General features: G+C 62.7%; 17 protein-coding genes and 4 pseudogenes. 8 read left to right on the top strand and 13 right to left on the bottom strand.

The genetic code is table 11. The features are described 5' to 3' along the window. Positions 1-19: 19 nt before the first annotated feature. Positions 20-193: pseudogene (locus tag ACFXS9_RS42900) on the bottom strand (DUF736 domain-containing protein); the annotation flags it as partial. Positions 194-356: 163 nt separating this feature from the next. Then, entirely contained in the window at positions 357-659 is a 303-nt protein-coding gene (locus tag ACFXS9_RS42895; RefSeq protein WP_392684172.1) for a DUF736 domain-containing protein, read from the bottom strand. Between the two features lie 390 nt (positions 660-1,049). On the opposite strand from ACFXS9_RS42895, the gene ACFXS9_RS42890 reads away from it, so the two are divergent. The 4 genes from ACFXS9_RS42890 to ACFXS9_RS42875 all read left to right on the top strand — a co-directional run bounded on the left by ACFXS9_RS42890 (position 1,050) and on the right by ACFXS9_RS42875 (position 4,968). Next, the gene (locus tag ACFXS9_RS42890; protein WP_392684169.1) at positions 1,050-2,276 is read left to right on the top strand and encodes a tyrosine-type recombinase/integrase; all 1,227 of its coding nucleotides are present in this window, start codon (positions 1,050-1,052) and stop codon (positions 2,274-2,276) included. Next, a complete protein-coding gene (locus ACFXS9_RS42885) occupies positions 2,270-3,184 on the top strand; it encodes a tyrosine-type recombinase/integrase (RefSeq protein WP_392684166.1) in 915 nt (304 codons plus the stop codon). The genes ACFXS9_RS42890 and ACFXS9_RS42885 overlap by 7 nt, the downstream gene beginning before the upstream one ends. Continuing rightward, positions 3,181-4,188, top strand: a complete 1,008-nt coding sequence (locus tag ACFXS9_RS42880; RefSeq protein ID WP_392684163.1) for a tyrosine-type recombinase/integrase — start codon at positions 3,181-3,183, stop codon at positions 4,186-4,188. The genes ACFXS9_RS42885 and ACFXS9_RS42880 overlap by 4 nt, the downstream gene beginning before the upstream one ends. Before the next feature lie 483 nt (positions 4,189-4,671). Then, the gene (locus ACFXS9_RS42875) at positions 4,672-4,968 is read left to right on the top strand and encodes a DUF736 domain-containing protein (protein ID WP_275200839.1); all 297 of its coding nucleotides are present in this window, start codon (positions 4,672-4,674) and stop codon (positions 4,966-4,968) included. 140 nt (positions 4,969-5,108) lie between these two features. Here the strand turns inward: ACFXS9_RS42875 and ACFXS9_RS42870 are convergent. Beyond that, a pseudogene (locus ACFXS9_RS42870) lies at positions 5,109-5,264 on the bottom strand (DUF736 family protein); the annotation flags it as partial. A 327-nt stretch (positions 5,265-5,591) separates the two neighbouring features. Between ACFXS9_RS42870 and ACFXS9_RS42865 the strand changes: the two are divergent. Next, the gene (locus tag ACFXS9_RS42865) at positions 5,592-5,810 is read left to right on the top strand and encodes a hypothetical protein (RefSeq protein ID WP_392699667.1); all 219 of its coding nucleotides are present in this window, start codon (positions 5,592-5,594) and stop codon (positions 5,808-5,810) included. A 4-nt stretch (positions 5,811-5,814) separates the two neighbouring features. Here ACFXS9_RS42865 and ACFXS9_RS42860 read toward each other — a convergent pair whose 3' ends face one another. The 10 genes and pseudogenes from ACFXS9_RS42860 to ACFXS9_RS42815 form a co-directional block, all read right to left on the bottom strand. Further along, positions 5,815-6,297 (bottom strand): hypothetical protein, encoded by a 483-nt coding sequence (locus ACFXS9_RS42860; protein WP_392699665.1) that lies wholly within the window; start codon positions 6,295-6,297, stop codon positions 5,815-5,817. Between the two features lie 134 nt (positions 6,298-6,431). Further along, on the bottom strand, positions 6,432-7,355 hold the full coding sequence (locus ACFXS9_RS42855) for a DUF2493 domain-containing protein (RefSeq protein WP_392699663.1): 924 nt from the start codon (positions 7,353-7,355) through the stop codon (positions 6,432-6,434). A 330-nt stretch (positions 7,356-7,685) separates the two neighbouring features. Beyond that, complete coding sequence (locus ACFXS9_RS42850; protein WP_392699661.1) at positions 7,686-8,747, bottom strand: toprim domain-containing protein; 1,062 nt, start codon at positions 8,745-8,747, stop codon at positions 7,686-7,688. Further along, positions 8,747-13,069, bottom strand: coding sequence for a strawberry notch-like NTP hydrolase domain-containing protein (locus ACFXS9_RS42845; protein WP_392699659.1), 4,323 nt, complete (start codon positions 13,067-13,069; stop codon positions 8,747-8,749). Before ACFXS9_RS42845 ends, ACFXS9_RS42850 begins: the two co-directional genes overlap by 1 nt. 181 nt (positions 13,070-13,250) lie before the next feature. Next, positions 13,251-15,368, bottom strand: a complete 2,118-nt coding sequence (locus ACFXS9_RS42840; protein WP_392699657.1) for a ParB/RepB/Spo0J family partition protein — start codon at positions 15,366-15,368, stop codon at positions 13,251-13,253. A gap of 109 nt (positions 15,369-15,477) precedes the next feature. Continuing rightward, a pseudogene (locus ACFXS9_RS42835) lies at positions 15,478-16,433 on the bottom strand (ArdC family protein). A gap of 463 nt (positions 16,434-16,896) precedes the next feature. Further along, positions 16,897-17,079, bottom strand: coding sequence for a hypothetical protein (locus ACFXS9_RS42830; RefSeq protein WP_392699655.1), 183 nt, complete (start codon positions 17,077-17,079; stop codon positions 16,897-16,899). Between the two features lie 142 nt (positions 17,080-17,221). Continuing rightward, complete coding sequence (locus ACFXS9_RS42825) at positions 17,222-17,746, bottom strand: thermonuclease family protein (RefSeq protein WP_392700318.1); 525 nt, start codon at positions 17,744-17,746, stop codon at positions 17,222-17,224. 406 nt (positions 17,747-18,152) lie between these two features. Further along, positions 18,153-19,376, bottom strand: a complete 1,224-nt coding sequence (locus ACFXS9_RS42820) for a recombinase family protein (RefSeq protein WP_392699653.1) — start codon at positions 19,374-19,376, stop codon at positions 18,153-18,155. 27 nt (positions 19,377-19,403) lie between these two features. Then, positions 19,404-19,817 (bottom strand): recombinase family protein, encoded by a 414-nt coding sequence (locus tag ACFXS9_RS42815; protein ID WP_392699651.1) that lies wholly within the window; start codon positions 19,815-19,817, stop codon positions 19,404-19,406. A gap of 380 nt (positions 19,818-20,197) precedes the next feature. Here ACFXS9_RS42815 and ACFXS9_RS42810 point away from each other — a divergent pair, with 380 nt between their 5' ends. The 3 genes and pseudogenes from ACFXS9_RS42810 to ACFXS9_RS42800 all read left to right on the top strand — a co-directional run bounded on the left by ACFXS9_RS42810 (position 20,198) and on the right by ACFXS9_RS42800 (position 21,908). Next, a complete protein-coding gene (locus ACFXS9_RS42810; RefSeq protein ID WP_392699650.1) occupies positions 20,198-20,704 on the top strand; it encodes a hypothetical protein in 507 nt (168 codons plus the stop codon). A 22-nt stretch (positions 20,705-20,726) separates the two neighbouring features. Then, positions 20,727-21,177: pseudogene (locus ACFXS9_RS42805) on the top strand (hypothetical protein). Between the two features lie 2 nt (positions 21,178-21,179). Beyond that, positions 21,180-21,908, top strand: coding sequence for an SOS response-associated peptidase (locus ACFXS9_RS42800; RefSeq protein ID WP_392699648.1), 729 nt, complete (start codon positions 21,180-21,182; stop codon positions 21,906-21,908). The last annotated feature ends 82 nt before the right edge of the window (positions 21,909-21,990 follow it).

The raw sequence follows: 21,990 nt of genomic DNA, 5'->3' as shown, positions 1-21,990 counted from the left end.
GGCTTGGCGGAGGAGAGTCTCACTCGCCGTTTTTCCGCGGCCGCGACCAGAGCAGAGTGTAGCCTTCCCCGCTCTCGTCATCGAACAAGTTCGCGTAGATCGGCGCGTTGAACGACGGATCGTCGAGCTTGAGCGAGAGGTAGTCGCGACCCTCCTCGGAGCGCTTCGACCAGGCCGCCCCGATCTCGGCCTTATGCGGTGCACCGCATAACACCGATTATGCGTAGCGCGGGATTATGCGGAGTCGTTGGCTGGTAGCCGCGGTTTTCCCGGGCTTTTGTGGCTGTGCCGCTCCGCATAATAACGAGGGCTCTGTCCGCGGCGTCCCGCGATGTTGCGAGACGCCGCGGTGTAGGTCAGCGCGACCAGATCAGTGCAAACTCGCCATTGTCGCCTTCGAAGAGGTTGGCGTAGATGGGCGCGGTGAAGGACGGATCGTCGAGCTTGACTGAGTGGTAAGTGCGGTCGTCCTTCGAAGTCCGGCGCCAGGCGGCACCGATCTCGACACCTGAGACGATCACGCGCAGGTCTGGCGCCTTCTCGCTGGTGGAGGCGGGATCGCTGGGGACGAGGCGCGCCTTGGCATCGATCGCGAGCGTCTTGATGGTGCCGGTATAGGTGCCATCGTTGCTGCGGGTGAACGAACCGATCTGGGACATGGTGGATCTCCTGTGCTGTGTTCAAGCCCGCGACCATCGCGGCCTTGTGGCGATCGAGAGCCCCGGGACGGCCGACCCGCACCGTCAGGCCGCAGCGCATGCGGAGGACGGCGTGCGGCGATCTTGTTGCTGCGCGAGGAGCGGCGCAGCCGCGGGGAAGAAGATCGCCGACACGCTGTTGCGGGGAACAGGCCGGGTCGCAGACCGCATCTCGGGGCAGATCCGCCCAGCAAGGCCCGTCGGTCGCAGGGCATCACAGCACGACCGGAGAACCATCACGCTCCAGTAGGGTAGCGTGTGGCCGAGTATGCCCGGCACAACCGCTGACTGACGTTCCGAACGACAACCACCTCGACCATAGTCCTGCCTCAACATCCAGAAGGGGGCGACATGCCGACAGGTGTTTATGTCCGTCAGAACGCGGTCTGGGACCGATTGAAGGCGGGAATGGCCGCAGACCACGCGGTCGACTTTACTCGATGGCTCCGTGAGCGCCGATATACGCCACTTACCATCGTCGAGAGGATGCGGCTGCTTGCGAGTTGGACGCACTGGGCGCGCGGGGAAGGTTACACGCTGGCTGCAATCCGTGAGGCGCACGCGGCCTCGTTCTCCTTGATCGAAGCGGGACATCGGCCGCGCTTCCGCGGCGACCTCAACAAGGACGCGGTCGAGTGCGCCAAGCTGTTCATCGCCTACCTTGAGGATCAAGGGGTGTTGACGCGATTACCGACCAAATCGGCGGCGCCACTGGTTCTCGAATTTGCGGCTTGGGCCCGCGAGCAGCGCGGCCTGGCTGAAACGACGCTGGCCACGTATCTCGGGACGATCACTCGCTTTGTCGATGCGCTGGGGGATATCCCGACGGCCTACGACGCCGTGACGATCCGAGCATACATGATCGAACGTGCGAAAGCCGTATCGGTCGAGCGCATGAAGGGCATATCGGTCGGCATCCGCGCATTCCTGCGCTTCCTGATCGCGACAGGACGATGTCCGGCTGGGCTCGACCACGCCATGCCGAATGTTGCGGGATGGCGGCTGGCATCAATCCCCCGGTTCCTGCCTGATGCCGATATCGCACGGATCATCGGTGCGTGCGACGGGGAGCGTCGCCTGCGCGATCGGGCCATCATCCTGCTCTTGGTCCGGCTTGGGCTTCGGGCGAGCGAGGTGGCGCGGCTCAGCTTCGACGATATCGACTGGCGGCAGGGTACCATCCGCCTGTGCGGCAAAAGCCGGCGCGAGGAACTGCTGCCGCTTACCCAGGAGATCGGCGATGCGCTGCTCGCCTACATAGAACGCGGACGGCCGGCACTGGCCATACCGTCCCTGTTCATCACCGAATATGCGCCGCTGCGGCCAATCGACCGCATCACGGTCAAATGCCTGGTCAAGCGTGCGCTCAAGCGCGCGGGCGTCGAGAGCCGTTACAAGGGTGCGCATATCCTGCGCCACTCGGCGGCTACGGCGATGCTCCGCCACGGCGTCAGCCTGCCAGGCGTGAGCACGGTGTTGCGCCACCGATCGCAAGCAATGACGGCGCATTACGCCAAGGTCGATATCGCGCTGCTGGCGGCCATCGCGCAGCCCTGGCCGGGGAGGTCGCCATGCTGATCGATGATGTTGATCGCTACATCGAGCTGCGCCGCTCGCTCGGCTTCAAGCTCGCAAAGACGGCCCGACACCTCACCGCGTTCGCGCGTTATGCGGTCGACCGGGGAGATACTCACGTTCGCCGCGAGACCGCGATCGCCTGGGCGGCGGCCGTCTCGTCGACCCCGCGCAGTCACCAGCGGCGGCTTCAGGAGATCGCGCTCTTTGCCCGCTTCCTCTACGCGGAGGATCGCGAGCATGAAGTGCCGCATCATCCCCGCAGCCCTGCAACACGTCCCGCGCCTTATATCTACACGCCAGAGGAACTGGCGCGCATGCTCGACGCTGCGGGCAATCTGCGGCGCCAGAAGCCCAGCCCGCTCAGGCGCCACATCTATGTGATGCTGATCGGGCTGCTGGCGTCGACGGGTCTGCGGATCTCCGAGGCTCTGAACCTGAGGTTAGACGATCTGCTGCCCGACGGCGTGCTGCACATCCGCCTGACCAAGTTCAACAAGAGCCGGCTCGTGCCAATGCACCTCAGCGTGGTCGAGGCGCTGCAGGCCTATCTTGCGATACGGCGGCGGTTCGCCGGGATGGATGACCATGTGTTCCTGTCCGTGGATGCCAAGCCGATGTCGCTTCGGACCGCCCAGAGCAACTTCAATGTGATCCTGCGCAAGGCTGAAGTCGGTCAGAATCGGTCGCGACGTCCGCGTATCCATGATCTGCGCCACACCTTCGCGACGCGCGTGCTGGAGCAATGCGCGACGCGTCGTGATGACGTTGCGCGCGACTTCGTCGCTCTCGCCACTTATCTCGGTCATGCAGACATCCGGCATACCTACTGGTATCTGGGAGCCACCCCGGACCTCATGGCCGATATAGCGGGTGCTGCCGAGGCGCTGATCGCCGGGGAAGTCGCATGACGCCGATCGCCCCGCTCATCACCAGCTTCATGCGCGAGCACATGCCGCAGCAGCGCGGCTACAGTCCGCACTCCTGCGAGACCTATGCGTACAGCTTCCAGCTGTTGTTCGCCTTCGCCGCCCAGCGCCTGCACACGCGCCCCTCTCTGATCCAGCTCGAGCAGATCGATGCAGACATGGTGGTCGCGTTCTTGCATCACATCGAACATGATCGCGGCAATAGTCCGGCGACTCGCAACCTGCGGCTCGCCGCAATCAAGTCGTTCATGCGCTACGTCGAGCTGCGGCATCCCGGCGCCTTGGAGCAGGTCGCCCAGATCAGTGCGATCCCAGGCAAGCGTCACGACCAGAAGCTCATCCGCCATCTGACCATGGACGAGATCCGCGCCGTGCTCAATGCGCCCGACGCGACGACACGCCTCGGACTACGGGATCGGGCGATGTTGCATTTGTGCTTCGCCGGCGGCCTGCGCGTCTCCGAGTTGATCGGCCTCACCCTGGAGAACGTCACGCTGCAACCGAGGCCAAGCATCCTGGTGTTCGGCAAGGGCCGGCGCGAACGCAGCCTTCCGCTATGGAAGGAAACCGCTCGCGACCTGCGCGCTTGGCTATCAGTGCGAGGAAAGCCGCCAGCGACCGAGCTGTTCGTCAACGCCCAAGGGATGGCAATGACCCGCGCCGGCTTTGAGTATATCCTCGAAAAGCACGCAAAGGCCGCCGCGGCTCGATGCCCGACCCTGAGCGGCCGCACGCTATCGCCACATCTTCTGCGGCACAGTTGTGCGGTCCTGATGTTGCAGGCCACACGCGACATCCGCAAGGTCGCGCTCTGGCTTGGCCACGCCGATATCCGCACCACGGAGATTTATCTGCGCATGGATCCCTCTGAAAAGCTGGAGGCGGTGGAAGCGGTCATTCCGCCGGCGCTGCGCCGTGGACGGTTCAAGGCACCAGACGCGCTGATTGCCTCGCTGTTGGAGAAAGCACCGCTGCCTTCAGGGTGAGAGACGTCGGGCAGCCGATCGTTACGACGAAATACCTTTGATGCGCTGTGACGTCGCGGCATCACCGCGCCGTGCCGCACGAGCAATCGAGCGCCTCTCCATTGGGTTGGGATCGGCGAAGCAAAGCGCTGTGGCTCAATCGCGCTTGCCGTGATGGTGGCGCCGTCGCGGCGGTGGTGAAGCCTTTGAGCCGTTACTCTCCTGTCGGGCTGTTTGGCCCACGTCCATACCGGCCTTTTGCTGGCGGATCACGCGCCACAATACGCTCACTGCGCTCGCCGACCTTTACCCGCAATGGCTTGTTCGCGATCTTCTTCCCCTGCCGCCAAGCGGCGGCATTCCTCGCGAGGCAACAAGATCGCTCCGCCCGCCATCCTCCGCTGCGCTGCGGGCCAGAGGCTGCGGGCCGGTCGTTGCGGCGCTCAGAGATCGCCATCAAGGCCGCGATGGTCGCGGGCTTGGGAACAGCAACAGGAGATCACCATGGCTCAGATTGGCACCTTCACCCGCGCCGAAGACGGCTCCTACACCGGCACCATCAAGACGCTCTCGCTCAACTTCAAGGCGCGCTTCCTTCCTGCCGAACCCTCCGAGAACGAGAAGGCTCCGAACTTGCGCGTGGTGGTCGGTAATGTCGAGATAGGTGCCGCGTGGCAGCGGACCTCCAAGGACAACACCGTCTACCACTCGGTCAAGCTCGACGACCCGTCCTTCCCGGCGCCGATCTATGCCAACCTCGTCGCGGTCGACGACGGCTACGCGCTGGTCTGGTCGCGCTGACCCGCGCCGCTGCGGCGCCTCACCTCGTGCGAGGCGCCGCGGCTTCTCTCCACGGGATTATGCGGAGCGGTGCAGCCACAAAAGCCCGGGAAAACCGCGGCTACCAGCCAACGACTCCGCATAATCCGGCGCTAGGCATAATCCGCGCGGCCGACGTAGATGCGGTGGCTGGGGGCGTTGTCGTTCGACCGGTTGGTCTCGGCGACGATGCGGACGCCTTTGGCCTGCAAGCTGAGGGTGATGATCTCGCCCTGGAAATCGTTGCCGACCTTCTTGAAAGAACCGATGTTAGCCATGTCACTTCACCTGTTGTGTTTCGAGCCCGCGACCACCGCGGCCTCGATGGCGATCTAAAGGCCGAGGACGATCGGCGACGCACCCCGCTTGCGGGCCGTAGCGCAGCGGAGGACGCCGTTGTGGCGACTTTCTTGCCTCGCGAGGAATGGGCGCAGCCCAGGGGAAGAAAGTCGCATCAACGGCGTTGCGGCTCAGACGATCGAGGCGAAGCCGGTCTTTGGCCTGATCAAGCCATCAATGAGGCCACGTGCGTCCGCGTGCTGAACCGCAATCTTAGGAGAAGACGTGGCGTGTCTCGGTTGTGCCGAACAAGGGGTCGAAACGATTTGGCGCAGAAAGAGAAACAATCTGCTGCAAAAGGCGGCATCGCCGCCGAAGGAACGATCGAGACAACGCCGCTCCGCCGCAGTTATGTGGTCGAACCGGAAATGGTGCGGCTTGGTCAGGGCATTCCGAGGAGGATTGCGCCCTTCCCACTCAGGTCCCGATCATCCATCGTTCAACAGGCCGATCTACGCGAACCTGTTCGACGGCGAAGGCGGTGAACGGTCATCCCTCGCGCGTGGCGGCCGTAAGAATTGGTTGAGACGGCTTCTCCACCGCCTCAACCGAACTGAACGGGCGGGCCTCCGCAAAAACGGTCAAGCGCGTCCAAGCCGTGCCGGCAACGCAAATCGCGCCGAGGCAAGCGAAGGCCTCACGCCAAGCCATCGAAGATACCCCGATCTGAGACAGGGCGAATACGAGATGATAGCCAGCAACCGCCGCCGGAACAGCGAATGCGATCGCGATCGCGATGCGCAAGGTCAAGGACCGAGTAATGGCGACGGCGGTCTGACCGAGGACAAGTGTCAGCGCACCACCGGCCGTTCCGATAAGCAGCGCGCCGACGACGCCGACGCCGCTCCGAAGCGCCGTCATTCCGAGACTCAGTGCAACAAAAAACGGCAGGGCATACACTGCGAGCGCGAAGATCGCCCAGCAGAACAAACCGATACCGAGTGTGTTGAGAACAAGCCCAAGGGCAAGCATGGTGGTGGCTCCATAGATCTACCAGTCGCGCCTTCCACCACCACCACGGCGCAATTCAGACATAAAATCGAAACGAGGCGGAGTTGCGGCGTATGCAACTCCGCCCTGATGGCTTTGAAGCGAGAAGACGGCGCTCACGCGCCGCCGAACCTCCAGACGGGAATGCCGAGCCGCTTCGCCTTGTCGGCGAGGTTGTCCTGGATTCCCGTGCCCGGGAAGTGCATGACGCCGATGGGCAGGAGTTCGAGCATGGCATCGTTGCGCTTGAATGGCGCCGCCTTGGCATGTTTCGTCCAGTCGGGCTTGAAGGCGATCTGCGGCACTTTGCGATTTGTCGCCCACTTGGAGGCGATCAGTTCGGCGCCTTTCGGAGAGCCACCGTGGAGCAGGACCATGTCGGGATGCTTGGCGTAGACCTTGTCGAGGCGATCCCAGATGAGGTGGTGGTCGTTGAAATCGAGCCCGCCGGTGAGTGCGATCTTTGGCCCCGGCGGCAACATGACCTCGGTCTCGGCGCGACGCTTGGCCGCAATGAAGTCGCGGGAGTCGATCATCGCTGCGGTTAGCGTGCGGTGGTTCACCAGTGATCCCGATCGGGGGCGCCAGGACGAGCCGGTGTGAGTCTCGAAGCGCTCGATGGCCTGATCGCGGAAGACTTCCAGGCAGTTTCGGCGTTCGATCAGCGTGATGCCTTCCGCCGTCAGACGCTCGAGTTCGACCGATCGTACTTCGGAGCCATTCTGCTCGCGCTGGCTCTTCCGTTGCGCCTGTTCGTTGTCGTCGAGTTGGCGTTCGATGCGGTCGACGGCACGATGGAACAGGTTGACGGTCGACCAGAGCAGATCGTCAAGGTCTGGCTCGAGCCGTGTGTCGCTCAATGTTGCGACCAGTGCATCAAAGATGTCGGCGACGGCTACGGCGATGATCTTGCCCTCGGGAAGCGGCCGTGGATCGGGCTGGTCGTCGAAGGGGCGGTAGCCGAAGAGTTGCAATTCGGGGAGAACGTGATCCGTTGGAGAAGAGGCCTGCGGCGGTTCGATGTCGTCGTGGTGGGTCATGGAGGAGATCCTTTGCCGGATCGGCCGCGCCCATCGCGGCCTTCGTGGCGATCACTCAGGCGGCGGGCGGAACGGGCCAGAACCCGAAAGGGCCGAAGCGGCAGCGGAGGATGGCGAAGGCCGGCTATTTTGCTTCGCGATGCAAAGCGCGCCCTCCAGATGGCTAATTTGTCTTCTTATAGCAGGCGCGCGGCGGAAAATAGCCGGACGTAGCCATTGCCGGCCCGGGCCGCTTGCCGTCAGATCGCCCTCTAGAAGGCCGAGGTCGCGTCCTCTTCCGGCATTGGCCTCGCGATAACCGACCTATGAACGTCGATCGAACGCCGCGGGCTATTCCGCAGGTACCGTCGACGAATGCAGGAAGCGGACGACGTCCTCTGGTACCAGTTGAAGCCGCAACGCTGCTCGGAGGGCCTCGAGACCGAAGATGTGCAGATCTTCGTTGAAATCACCTAGCCGGGGCGACAGCACGATCGCTTCAACGCCGGCAGCTTCCGCGCGCTGGGTAAGGATCGCCTGTACGGCATCTCCAGCGTCGTCGGCGTCGCGGGCGATATAGAGCCGGCGCAGGCCAGATGGCAGCAACATGGCTGAGAGATGATTAGCCGAGAGCGCGGCGGTCATGGGCATGGTCGGCAGCGCGTAACGTAGCGACAGCATGGTCTCGATTCCCTCGCCAGCGGCGAGCTCATCGTCCACTACACCGAAGCGAACGGCGTTGCCGAGCAGGTCCCCCATGGCTCGCCGAGGGGTGTCGACCGGAGCCTTGCCTTGGCACAGCCGATCAAAGCCGCCTGGATCGAGCCAGGTGCGGTGCACGCCGGTGATGCGTCCATCGAGATCGGTGACGCACGCTATCATCGCCGGCCAGGTTTCGGTCGGCAAATGGTCGTCCGGCCGATAGTAGCAACGTGGGTGGAAGCGGAGGCTGCCACCATGGTGGACGTGGGCTATTCCGCGACGCTGCAAATACGTCTCGACAACCGTCCCTTCAATCGAGCTGGACATCGCAAAGAGCCGACGAGCCGCCCCTTGCGATCCGGCCGGCGCAAGCGAACGAATGGGTTTCGGCGCAAGTTGCTGCTCAAGACGAGGCAGCTTCAGAAAGCGCCTCGCCTCCTCGGCTACCTCGCGGAAGTCTCGAAGGCCCAGGCTCTGGCGAATAATGTCGAGGAGATCGCCATGTTCCCCAGTCGCAGCATCGGTCCACTTGCCGGCGGGCCCCTTCGGCGATTCCTGGAGTCGCACGAACAGCGAGCGGCCCGGGGTGTTGTGGACGTCGCCGACCACCCAGTACCGCCCCGCCCGCTTTCCATGAGAGAGATAGTGCCGGCACACCGCCTCGGCCTCGCGCGCGAGGCGGCGTGCCAATTCGGAGGCGTCGCGGGACATCACGCGACCTCCCGTTCACCGATGCGCGCCACGGGATAGCTATCGAGCACCTTCGACAGGATCTCGGCGCCGCTTGCGTCCGTGGGCACGAACATGCGCAGCTTCCAGGAGATGATCTCCCCAAAAAGGCCGTAAGCCCGCAGTCGATCGCGCATCGTGTCGTTGAATCCCGAGAGTTCGATGCGGTATGCGCCCATCACTCGGACACGGCGAAGCTGGAGCCCCTCTGCGAGGTCGAGGACGGTGCGTCCGTCCATCAGCGCGGCAAAGGCAGCGTCCGGCGCCAGCGCGGGCGCGTCCGACGCAAGGACATTTGCGACCCAGGCGGCAGAAACCTTACGGCCGATGATGCGTTCGCCCGCATCGGTCTGAAGCCGATACACGCGGGTCGATTCGTTCGGCAGCCGCTTCCAGATGGGTAGCAGCAAGCCGGCCACGACGTGGATTGTGCTTTCCGTGAACTCGGGCACCGCGGCAAGCTCCGCCAGCCAGGCCGCGGCGAAGCGTTCACGATCCGCTTCCACCCAATGGCTCTCCGCCATCGTGTTCAAGGGGACCGTGTGCTGCTCCATCGGCCGGATCAGGCGGATGCGCCGCTCGATCTCGCCGTCGTCGAGCATGACGCTTGCCGCCGGCACCTGGATGGCGGCTCGTCCCGAGCGCTCATTGATCAGCAGAACAGCACGACGATCAGAAAGACGATCGAGAGCGCCATCAAGGCTCACTGGATAGTTGCGCTGGCGCTGGGTGATCGTGAGAAGCCCGGTCTCGGCGCCGGTTCCCGGATGGACATAGATCGTCCGCCGGTCGGTGACGGCAAAGCTCTCGGCGCGAAGCGTTTCCAGTCCGACGTCGTAGGTGCCCGAGGCGACCGCGCCCTCGATCCGAGCCGCCAAGAGCTGCTCAAAGGCGTTGAACAGGACGTTCTGTAGGTCGATGGTGAGCGCCAGCAGTCTGTTCAAGAAGGTCGTGATCGGCGGCAGGTCGTCCCTGAGCCCATTGGCATCTGTCAGCTGCAGGCCGGTCGCATCCTCGAATCTTTCGAGCGAGCAGCCGTCGAGCTTACCTCGCGCGAGCAGGGTGTAGAGCTGACGCAAGGCATCACGACCGTACTGGCTTTCGAGATTGTCCTCGGGCCGGAATAGGCCCTGTCCTCCGGTCTGGCGCTGGCCGCGCGTAATGGCCCCCAGGGTGTCGAGCCGGCGGGCAATGGTGCTCAGAAAGCGCTTTTCGGCCTTCACATCGGTCGCGATGGGACGGAACAGCGGCGGCTGCGCCTGGTTGGTCCGGTTGGTCCGGCCGAGCCCCTGAATCGCGGCGTCGGCTTTCCAGCCGGGCTCGAGCAAATAATGGACCCGCAAACGCCGATTCCGAGCCGATAGTTCGGCATGGTAGCTCCTTCCCGTACCGCCCGCGTCGGAGAACACGAGGATACGCTTGACGTCATCCATGAAGGCCGAGGTCTCGGCGAGGTTGGCCGAACCGGCTCGATTTTCGACCACCAGCCGGTCGCCCTTGCGGATGACGCGGCGCGAGCGGCCGGTTACCTCGGCGACCATGTCGGTGCCGAAGCGCTGCACGACCTGGTCCAACGCCCCAGGCACCGGCGGTAGTGATGCGAGCTTCTCGATGAGGCGGTCGCGGCGGGCGACGGCCTCCCGGCTCTCGACCGGCTGGCCGTCGCGATAGACAGGCCGGGAACAGAGGTTGCCCTCCGAGTCGGTGAAGGGCTCGTAGAGCTGAACCGGAAAGGAATGGGCGAGATAGTCGAGGACGTACTCGCGCGGGGTGATGTCGACCTGGACATCGCCCCACTCCCCGGTCGGGATTTCGGCGAGCCGGCGCTCCATCAGCGCTTCGCCCGTCGACACGATCTGGATCACCGCGGCATGGCCCGCGTCGAGATCGCGCTCGATCGATCGGATCAGCGAGGGCGTCTTCATCGAAGTCAGGAGATGACCGAAGAAGCGCTGCTTGGCACTTTCGAAGGCGGATCGCGCCGCGGATTTTGCCTGCCCGTTCAGCGTTCCGGTTTCGCTGGTGATGTTGACAGCTCGCATCGCCGCGTCGAGGTTGTTATGGATGATGCCGAACGCATCGGCATAAGCGTCGTAGATGCGAACCTGCTCCGGCGTAAGCTGGTGCTCAACGAGGTCGTACTCGACGCCCTCGTAGGACAATGAGCGGGCCGCGTAGAGACCGAGCGCCTTGAGGTCGCGGGCCAGGACCTCCATGGCCGCGACCCCACCCTCCTCGATCGCTTCGACGAACTCGGCACGTGTGGCGAACGGGAAGTCGGCGCCACTCCAAAGGCCGAGGCGTTGCGCATAAGCGAGGTTGTGGACCGTGGTGGCGCCTGTCGCCGATACATAAACCACGCGAGCATTCGGCAAAGCGTGCTGGAGCCTCAGGCCCGCGCGCCCCTGCTGAGAGGCCGCCTGGTCGCCGCGCTCGCCCTTGCCCCCGACAGCGTTCTGCATGGCGTGGCTCTCGTCGAAGACGATCACTCCGTCGAAGTCGGTGCCCAACCATTCAACGATCTGCCTGACACGCGAAAGCTTTCCGCCTCGCTGGTCGGTGCGCAGCGTGGCGTAGGTGGTAAATAGGATGCCTTCTGAAACCCGGATCGGCGTGCCCTGGCGAAACCGAGACAGTGGCGTAACAAGCAATCGCTCCATGCCGAGCGCGGACCAGTCGCGCTGCGCATCTTCGATCAGCTTGTCGGATTTACTGATCCAGACCGCACGGCGGCGACCCTTGAGCCAGTTATCGAGGAGGATTCCGGCGACCTGCCGTCCCTTGCCCGCGCCGGTGCCATCGCCCAAAAACCAGCCGCGGCGAAAGCGGACGGCCTTCTCCGCATCGTCGCGCGCGGCAGCCACGACATCAAAGGTCGCGTCGAGTGTCCAGGAGCCAGCGAGAAACTCAGAATGCTCTTCGCCGGCATAGATGACGCTCTCAAGCTGGGCGTCCGACAGAAGTCCATCTGCTACCAGCCTCGAAGGCAGGTGCGGACGGTAGGACGGCTTCGGTGGCGCAACGGATGCCATCGCCGCGGACTGCACGAGTTTGGTCGGATGTGCGCACGATCCGGGAATACGGATCGACTGCAATCCGTATTCCTCATAAAGCGCATCGGTCAGTCGGGCGCCTTCCGGTGGCGACCATTCGACCGTCTCGTAGACCAGCTCTACGCCTTCCGGCGCTGCGCCGCTCGAAGTGAACGATACGCGTGGCGCAGAGGCGCCAACTGATGGAGATGTCGTGGGGCGTCTGATGACGTCGACTAGGACCGGCGTGGCGACGGGCAGCCTCGGCGGCACATGGTGCGTCACCCAGCCAAGCAAGGTGGCGACATCGCTCGCCATGCCCAGCGAAGCAAGAAAAACCTTCGGATCTGCAGCTGGCAGCTTGTCGATCACAAGCAGCCTCGCGTCCGTCTGGGTTCCGTGCTTCGCGTAAACGGCGCCATCGATGGCGGCAGAAAACACCACTCGCCCGCGTTCCTGGAGGCGAACAAAGGCTCCGGTCCATGCGGGGTTGTCCGGCGCAAGGCTCGCGCCGGTGATGGCGACGAGACGCCCGCCGTCGCAAAGGCGTGCCAGTGCTGAAGCGATGTGCCGGAGAGTCGCGTCCGCCATCCGTCGATCGACATTCGCCACCACCGAGAACGGCGGATTCATCAGGACGACGCTCGGTACGACACTCGCATCGAGGTGGTCATCGATGTGGGCGGCGTCGAACCGCGTGACCTTAACCTTGGGGAACAGATGATCGAGCAGCGCCGCGCGGGCCTCGGCCAACTCGTTCAGCATCAGGGCGCCGCCGGCGAGCTCGGCAAAGACGGCGAGCAGGCCGGTACCCGCAGAGGGCTCCAGAACGCGATCGGCAGGCGTAATGCCGGCTGCGGTACATGCAGCCAGCCCAAGCGGAATCGGCGTCGAAAATTGCTGAAGCGCCTGACTGTCCTCGGAGCGCCGCGTATGAGTCGGCAGACAGCTCGCGACTCTCGCGAGCATCGGCAGCATGGCGACCGTCGAGCCAGCCTTGGCGCGCATGGCCGGCCCGAACTTGCGAAGGAATAGAACGGTTGCCGCCTCGCAGACGTCATAGGCGGTCTTCCAGTTCCAGACGCCGGCCGCGTCCGAGGCGCCTAAGGCCGCCTCCATGGCGCTGCGCAGAACGGCGGCATCGATGCGACGACCGCGTTCCAGATCGGTCAGAAGCTGTCGGGCGGCCCTGACGGCGGCAGAGGTGAGACTTGCAGCGGCACGCATCGAGAGCGGCGCGGCGGCGGCGCCGCCGGCGAGAGATCTGGTCATGACAGGATTTCTCGGGAGAGCAGGAACGGGTCGAATCGCCCGGCGCTCTCCTTAGACCGCGGCGATTCAAACCCTTCCCGGCCCGGCTCTACCTCTCAGGGCTCGCCAGCAAGAAAAGGGACCGGCGCTGTGCACCGGTCCCCAAAGCTGCGGACGGCCGGAGCCATCCCGCTCTGTGATGTCACTCAGCCGCGTCGAGCTGTTGCGGATCATCGTCGCTGGCGTTGTCCCGGTCCTCGTCGTCGGCGATAAATCCTGGCAGTGCGCCTGCTTCACCTTCCTCGTCCGCTGGCGCCGCGGTGCCGTCGGCGAGACGCAGCGGCTCCGGCAACCAGCCCGAACCGTCGAGAAGGCGCTCGGCGTCCTTGGCCATGTCGGCCTTCTTCAGATGGTCGATCAGTTGCGCGGAAGACTCGCCTTTTGCTTCGCGCACCGCCTCCAGAATGCGAGGCTTGGTGACCCGGCCGAGATAGTTGTCGACGGTCGGTCTCCAGCCAGCCTGAACCATGTCGAGGCCGACGGCACGGGCCAGCACCTCGGCCTGGTCGAGCCGCGTGCGGACGCCATGAGCGGAGACGCGGCCCTGATTGTAGCGGTTGGCCGGCTCATAGACGGCATTGACTGAAAATGACGCACAGTGAGCGAACAGGGAGGCTTGCGCACTGCCATCGAGCGCTGTGAGCGTATCCCACAGATCTCTCTCGCTCTTCGGAAGCCGTGCTTTCCAGGACTCATGCCGCGCCTCGACCGCCTTCGCGGACGCGCTCTCCCTAAGTCCAGGGGCTTGAGCGGGAAAGGTCGGCGTGCGAAGTCCGATCTCGAGACAGCTCCCGGACGACGCGAACCGGTAAAAGGCCGTCAGCACGAAGTTGTGCAACACCGCCTGGAACGCGATCGCAGGATTTTCTGCAAGCGCATCCCGCAACGCCAGCGTACGATGCGCCGTCAGCTCTGTGATCAGCCGATCCGGCAATGGCCTTGCCGCATCGTCATCTTCTTCGGCATCAGGAGCACTACCTGCGACCGCGATCACCGTGCTCTGGACGGAAGTGCCCTCTCCTTGACCTTCGGTCGACGACGAATCGGCGCCCTGCCCGACACCAGCAGCATCGGTTGCCGGCACGTCGTCCTCTGGCCGAACGTAAGCCCGGTCCACCGACAGGCGTCCCTCGGAATCGATGCTGATGAAGACACCGGCTCGGGCGATCTCGGCCGGATCGTAGAGCATCGGCCGGTCTTCGAACGCCATCAAGGCTTGCTCGATTTCGCCGAGACGCTGATCGACCTCGTCGGGCAATTTGTCCGCATCCTGGTATTCGGACTCAAGCTTGGCCTGCTCGGCGTTGAGGGCGTCGATGGTGGCCTGCTCCTCCAGGCGAGAGTCGACAGGTTTGCCCTCGATTTCTCGAAGGCCCCTGGTGTGGTCGAAGGGGAAATCGACGGCCACTGAGATCCACTTCCAGCCTTCGGTGGCGATCTCTTCCGCCTTGAGTTTCAGCTTGTCGGTGACAAGACGGTCCAACAAAGCAACGTCCTGCAAATATCCTCCATCGTCATGCTCGAACAGGTCTCGCATGACGCCGCCGCCGGCCTGTTCGTAAGCCTCCAGTCCAACAAACGGCACACGGCGATCCGATGAGCGGACCGTCTCTTCGGTCAACATGCGCCGGATCTGGTACGGCTCGTCGTAGCCTGAACGGCTGACCTGCTCCCAGATTTGCTCCTGGCGAGCATGATCGGCAGTCACCGAGAACGCCATAAGTTGCTCGAGCGTCATGCCGTCCTCGGCATAGATCTCGTGCAACTTATTCGAGACCGAGGCCAGTCGAAGTCGCTGCTTCACGACAGCCGGCGTCACAAAGTGTCTGGCAGCGATCTCTTCCTCACTCATGCCACCTTGGTGGAGACGCTGGAAGGCGCGGAACTGATCGAGGGGGTGCAGACCGACCCGTTCGTCGTTCTCTGCGAGCGAGTCATCCTCGGCAATGCCCCGGTCGCGAACGACGCAAGGAACAGCTTGCGTTTTCGCCATGCGCTTTTGCTTCACAAGCAGTTCGAGGGCGCGATAGCGCCTGCCGCCCGCCGGCACTTCGAACATGCTGGTCTCGTTCCCATCGGCATCAACGATGGCCCGAACGTTGAGGCTCTGCAGGAGCGTACGCGCTGCGATGCTTTCGGCGAGTTGCTCGATCGAAATGCCCGCCTTCACATGACGGACGTTGGATTGGCTCAACACCAGCTTGTTGAATGGAATGTCGCGTGAGGGCGACAGGGTGATCTTTTGGACAGCCTTCGTCATGTCGATTCTCCACGACGGGCGGCCGAGAGCCTCTCTCGGCCTCCAACCCGTCGCGGAAAGCAAATCCCTCCCTCTAACTCTCTTACCCGCGCGGCGGCCGAGACGAGGCTCACGCCGCTTCCTGCTCCGCTCTCGCCGTCGTCATGCCGACAACGGGCTCCGGCAAGAACCCAAGGAGATAATCCGCAACCTTGCTGGCCTGTGAAGCCGCTCGCACAATCGCGCGATTGTCTTCTCGCAGCACTTCCATCCAGGAGCCGATATAGTCGGCATGCCGCACGGTCGGCACAATACCGAGGGAGGCGCAACTGAACGCAGACGATATCTCCGCGATCAACTCCTCAAAGGCATACTTCTTGCTGCCATAGCTGCCCGACAAGTCGCGGTTGAGACGCGATTCATGGCCGCTGGCATGCGCCAATTCATGCAGGGCCGTCCGATGCCAATTGATGGGCTCGAAATAGGCTTGCGGTGGCGGCACCTGCACATAATCTTCTGCCGGTAAATAGAAGGCGCGATTGCCGCCAATGCGGAAGTCGATCCCGGTCGCCTTGATCAGGTATTCAACCTTCGGCTCGATCAGGCCTGGTGGCGGAGGCGGCGCCGTCGTTGCGATCTCCGAAGGCAAGTCGTCGCACTGATCAGTGTTGAAGACCGTGAAGCGCTTGAGGAATGGAATGGCCTGCGCTTCCTCACCGTTTTCGCTGGCGCGCCGCTTTTCTTCAACTGGCACAAAGCGGTCGGCATAGACGACGGTGGTGCCGCTCCACCCTTGCGTACGTGACCGCCGAGCGACAGCGCCTGGCGGAAGGTAAGCCAGCTCTGACCTGTGAATCCGCGTTCGATGGCAGCCCCCCAGAGGATTAGAACGTTAATGCCGCTATATTGACGGCCGGTCGCGGCGCTTTTCGGCATGGCCAAAGAGGCCTTCGCCGCCGCGGTGCCCCAAGGCTGCACCCACGGCACTCGGCCGGCCTCGAGTTCAGCGATGATCTTGTTGGTGATTTCGTCATACAGGCTTGTCCGGTCCTCACCGGTGCGCGCCCGAAGATAGAGTCTGGACATCGCGGGTCTCCGCGACGGGCGCCGCGAGCCTCTCTCGCAGCCTGTAACCCGTCACGAAAATCCCGGCTCTCCTCTTGCTCTTGACGGCTCCACAGCCAGCTTACCGCGCATTACGTACCAGCCCCCGGAGAGACTCTTCGGCCGAAGCGCAGCGAAGGCAAGAGAAAACGCAGCCGACGAAGGGGCAGTGATAGCGACGCGGGCATGAAGTGCCCGCGGGCACCGAGGCGACTGCAGTCGCGAGACCGGTTAAGAAGGCACCCGCGTTCGGGGCAGTGATAGCGGCGCCGGCATGCAATGCCGGCGGCCCCTAACGCGAGTGCCTCCGGCGAGCGACACCGTATCGCGCAAGGGATCGAAGCCGGACGGCCGAGACGCATCAGCGGCTCGGTTCACGAGAGCCCGATGCGGTGGAAGCCGCATGCGCACTAGCAAGAATCCGCTTAGACTTGAGTCACAAGATCTAGATTTCCTCGCGCGCATTGGTCTGCGCGTCATAGATCCTGATCTGAAGCATGGGAAAACGCTTCTTGAGTTCTTCTCCACCTGCCCTTGCGCCGTCCTTGGTTGCAAATTCGGCTTTGAGTCGACCGTCCACTTCGAGCGCGTAACCAGAGGCCGGCAGTTCACGGGTGGCAGCAACCATTTCATTCCTTTAGTGCAGTGAGGTGGTTTGAGATTGATGGGTTAGCGTGAGTCGCCCAAACCACCGCTAGAGCCACCCGCGCGGCGCGACTGTGGGGATAGGCCATCGTTCGTTGTGGATTGACACCTCGCATTGGAGTTCGTCAAGGATGGGCATTCGCGTCGTCCGAACAGTCGGAGGGCCTTCCGTTTGCGCGGATGCAGGCACGATAGAGCCACGGCTCGACGTAGCTGCCTTTCCAGACTCCCCGGCCGTCGCGTTCGGCGTCGCGCTGAGCGCCCTCATATCTGCCTTTTGAGTATTGGGGCCAGTCGAGCGCCAGGCCCTTGCGCACGAGCCATTCGCCGAGATCGATGCCGCCAACCGAACAGGTCGCAACCACCCGGCCATATGGGTCAAGGTTGACGAGCGAGCAGTTAACCGGACGCCGGGCAATGAATGCGTCAAGTTCGGTTGCTGCCTTCCCGCCACAACGATATTGCGAACTGTCCTCGCCGCGGCATAACTGGCTGCTCTCCGGCGCATCGACACCCCAGAGCCGAATGCGGCTTCCATGAACTTCCAACGTGTCGCCATCAACGACGCTGGCTTGACCAGCAAAATCACCGGCTCGCGCGCCGCCTGACAGCAGAAGAAGCATCAATATCAGTATTCGGCGCTTGATCATCATGACGTTGCGTACCCGTGATTATCGCAAATCGCGCGGAAAGGCACAACGTCAGGACATCTCGCTAAGGCCACCCCATCGCTCACTCTACAATCGTCGCAAGTCAGCAAGAAGGCACGGCGCTAGTTCCGGGCCAGCGGCCTCACCAAGGAATTGGCGAGCTCATGTTCGTCGAGCCCGTCCGCATTTTAGACGGATCGGCAGCAGGTCCCCTTCTCAAATTCGGAAAATCAGAAATTCACTTGACCGGTCGGGCAAATCAGTGCTCTATGGGGCACCTGGGAATGTTTCCAGGAGAACGCGATGTCCGACCAGGGTTCCGAGCTCGTCGAAATTTCGAAGCTCAATGGCGATTTCAGGAGAAATTACGGCAAGGTTTTGGGCGCAATTCTCTATCTGCGCTCCGTCAGTGCCGCGCGCGGACGTTCTTGGTTTTGGGCAGGCTTGATTTCCTTCGCTTGTTCGATCGCGTTGGCTTGGCTGGCGCGGCATGGCTGGACGATGTGAATCTCGCTTTGATGTTCCGAATAAGTTCGTTCACAGTGTCGACGCGAACGGCCTTGTGGCGGGCCAAAGCGTCATCTGAAAGGGTTACATAAGGCTTCGCAGTGCCTGCTGCGGGCAACAGCACATAGTCTTGAACCACCTTGTTGGAATCTTTCAGCCGCAAGAAAACACACAGCTTGGTCCGTTCCTTTCTCAGGTGGGCTCTCCACAGAGCAACATGATTTGGGGTCCTCCGCGCCATTCGCCGAACAACCTGAAACGAGATGATCTTCCTGTGTCCGTGACGTGCAAGCCCTGCACCATCATCGGTGAGATTCAATCGAATCCCGAGATCGGTCTTAAGCGCCTCCGCAACCTGCCCTGCCAGGTCTGACAGAACCTCGGACCAATGATCTCGCTCATCAAACCAGTTGCAGTCACGGGATCCTTGATAGCCGATGAGCGCGTAGGCTTGTCGTAGTGAGCCAAAATGCTTGATGTAGCATGCGACAGAAGGGAGTCCGGGCGCGTTTTTAATGATGCGGGTCGTGAGTTTTCCTTTTCGACCGAGCGTCAGGCGGAGTCTGCGCAGCATCTGGTCTTCCGGAATCGAGATGTACCGCTCAGCCATGATCTTCTGAGCGCGCGCAAAGAGGCCCTGGTCGATCACCGGCGACACCACTCCTGGGCTCCGAATCCACAAATGATCAGGATTGTTAACTTGCGTCTGGCCGAGACGGCGGGACGTTCGGTTGTAAATGAGATTGCCGATATAGTTCTCATTTCTGAGAATAGAATGGACCATGATGTAGGTCCAAGGACGCCCATGGTGATTGGCTATGTTCGCTCGATTGAGCTGCCGTGCGATTTCGACGTCGGTCTTTCGCTCCACGACGAACTGCTGGAATACCCATCTGACGACCGCGATCTCTTCGTCAGAACCGAGCCGAAGCCGCACACGGTCCGTTTTCAGGGCCTTGCATTCACCCTTCGCCAAGTGGCCTTTCGACCGTTGCTTCTCATCGATCATCTCCCTGCCGAGCCCAAACGTGAGCGATCCACCAACGCGATAACCAAGGCTCGCTATTCGGCAGTGGCCGGCGTGCACCTTGACGCCAAGCTCCCGGCTGAACTCAGCCGCCATTACACGCTTGATGTTCTTTAAAATGCTCTACAGAAGGCTTCCGTCGTTTTCGAATTGTTCAGCGCAGTAAGCGACCTTGACGCCGCCTTGCTTGCAGACAAACTCATAGTGCGCGCTTTCATCGACATCCTGGAAGCGTCCCCACCGGCTGACGTCGTAAACCAGAACGTGCTCAAAATCCGTGTTTCCTGATTGAACATCCTTGATGAGTTCGGCGAGTGCCGGCCGCCGGTTGATCCTCACTCCGCTGCGCCCTTCGTCGACATAAGTCCGAACGATGGTAAGGTTTCGTTGCTGCGCGTAGGTCGCGATGGCTGCCGCCTGGTTCTGGGTCGAATAGCGCTGAAGATCGGTGGACATTCGAACATATTGCGCCGCGCGAAGCGCCTTCTGGGCTTTTGCCAGTTGGGTATTGCGGCGAATGACGAGCGCATTGACCATGGATCAACGCTCCGGGAGGAAAACTCAATGACGAACGACCGGTTCCTCTAGGGGGCCAGGGACAGCTTTGCTGCGCCGAAAGCGCTGGATGCGCTATTCGCTGTTGGAGAGCATTGGGCGGCGCCGCTCACCGTACTTCACCAGAGTATCAATCGTATCGAGCAAGTGACGGACCGCGGTGTCATCAGTTATCCGCTCACCGGTTGCTTCCAGGCAGTGGCTGCTTACCCTCGCGCCCGTCGCAACGCAGCTTCCAGTCGCGTCCTCTCCTTCTCCCAACGCGCCTCTTCGGCTCGCGACTCGTCCTCGAGAGCCTCTAGCTCGGCTCGAATGCCTGCTGTTTTCTCTTCGTGCTTCCGTCGGGCTGCATCCAAGGTGCCGTGTGCCTTGTCGATGGCGTGCTGCCGTCGCTCGCGCTCCTTCTCCCGGACGGCTTCTTCCTTCGCGCGTTCTCGCTCGCGACGATTGTGCTCCTTCTCGAAAACGATCGACCCGCGAGTTGGCGGATGCCTACCCCGAAACAAATGGAAAAGCTGGCCGCCGCTTCGATTGGAGGTAAAGGCGGGGGCGCGCGCCCTTTCGGCCCACAGGACGAGATGCCGGACGAATATTGGCAGGCCGTGCTGAATGACGCCTATGTTGGCAACAGACCTTTGGGACAACCGAGCGCAGGGCAGCGCCTCTCCGAAATCCCGCAGCATGTCCTGCGGGTATCCTGTCGCAGGTGCGAGCGCATTGTCGAGATCCAGAAGGCCGACGCCATCCGCCTGTACGGGCAGCAAGCCAGCTGGAGCGAGGTCGGGCAGCGGTTGCTAGACAACACCTGCCAGAACCGGACTGGCCGCCACGAGGAAGACGGCTGCTGGCCGGCCTTCGAGTCCCGTTGATCACAGCCCGGCGTCGTTCCGGATGGCCCCCAAACATCACCCGACGCCTCTGTCTGGCGGAGACCGTAAGGCCTTGAAGAGGGAGCTCGGCGAGGCGCGGGCGATGACAGGCATTTTGGCCGCGCAGTCGGACGAGCTGCGCGCCAAGGGGGACGTCCTGATACGCCAAGCCGATCAGCTCCTGGCTGAAAGCTGGAACGAGCGGATGTGGGCGGACGGAGACCGATCGATCCGTCTCCGACCGTCGACCAGGCGATAAACGGCGGCTATCCTTGGCTTCTGATCGAGTGCTCGCGCTGCAAAGCACCGAGCCAGGTCGATCTCGCTGCCCTGCCCCATCCACCGACAACTTTCGTTCATGATCTCGCCGGCAGGCTGCGCTGTCGGAAATGCGCTAAGACAGGCCGGCGCGCCCCTCGGCGACGCTGCTGCAACTAACTCAGCGGCCGCGCAACGTGCCTCTGGAGGACTGAACGTGTGCAATCTCTATTCGATGACCAAGAACGTTGACGCGATCCGTCGCCTGTTCAGCGCACTCAACAGTCGCGTTGGCAACCTGCCTTCAATGCCCGGCATCTTTCCGGACTACCCAGCGCCGATAGTTCGCAACGCGCCCGACGGTCGCGAGATCGCCATGGCTCGGTGGGGAATGCCGTCCTCGCAGCAGGCGCTCCTGGACGCCACCAAGAAGCGAGCCCAGAAGCTCGAGGCTAAGGGAAAGCCTGTCGATTTCAAGGAATTGCTTCGGACGGAGCCGGACAGTGGCACCACCAACATCCGAAACGTGGGCAGCGCGCATTGGAAGCCGTGGCTCGGGACCGAGCACCGTTGTCTGGTGCCCTTCACGTCGTTCAGCGAGTACGACACGATCGATGGCAAGAAGGTTCCCGTATGGTTCGCTCCGGACGAAAGCCGCCCGCTGCTGGCGTTCGCCGGACTCTGGACGAACTGGACCAGCGTCCGGAAGGCCAAGGAGGGAGAAGTCACGATCGACGTCTACGCCTTCCTGACCTGCAAGCCGAACGCCGAGGTGGAACGCGTCCATCCGAAGGCGATGCCGGTGATCCTGACGATAACCGAAGAGTACGATGTCTGGCTGCGCGCTCCTTGGGACGAGGCCAAGGCGCTCCAGCGGCCATTGCCGGATGGGGCGCTACAGATCGTTGCGACCGGCGAAAAGGAAGATCCCGCACTGGCCGCCTGACATTTGCACGGGCGGACGGAACACTGGAAAAGCAATAGCCATGCAATTCGGAATCCCTGACCTGTGTTAGCAGCCCGGGAAC

The sequence above is a fragment of the Bradyrhizobium sp. RDI18 genome (assembly GCF_043203335.1).
GTDB lineage: Bacteria > Pseudomonadota > Alphaproteobacteria > Rhizobiales > Xanthobacteraceae > Bradyrhizobium > Bradyrhizobium retamae.
Note: the sequence above shows the minus strand (reverse complement) of the source record. Positions and strands in the feature narration are given on the sequence as shown.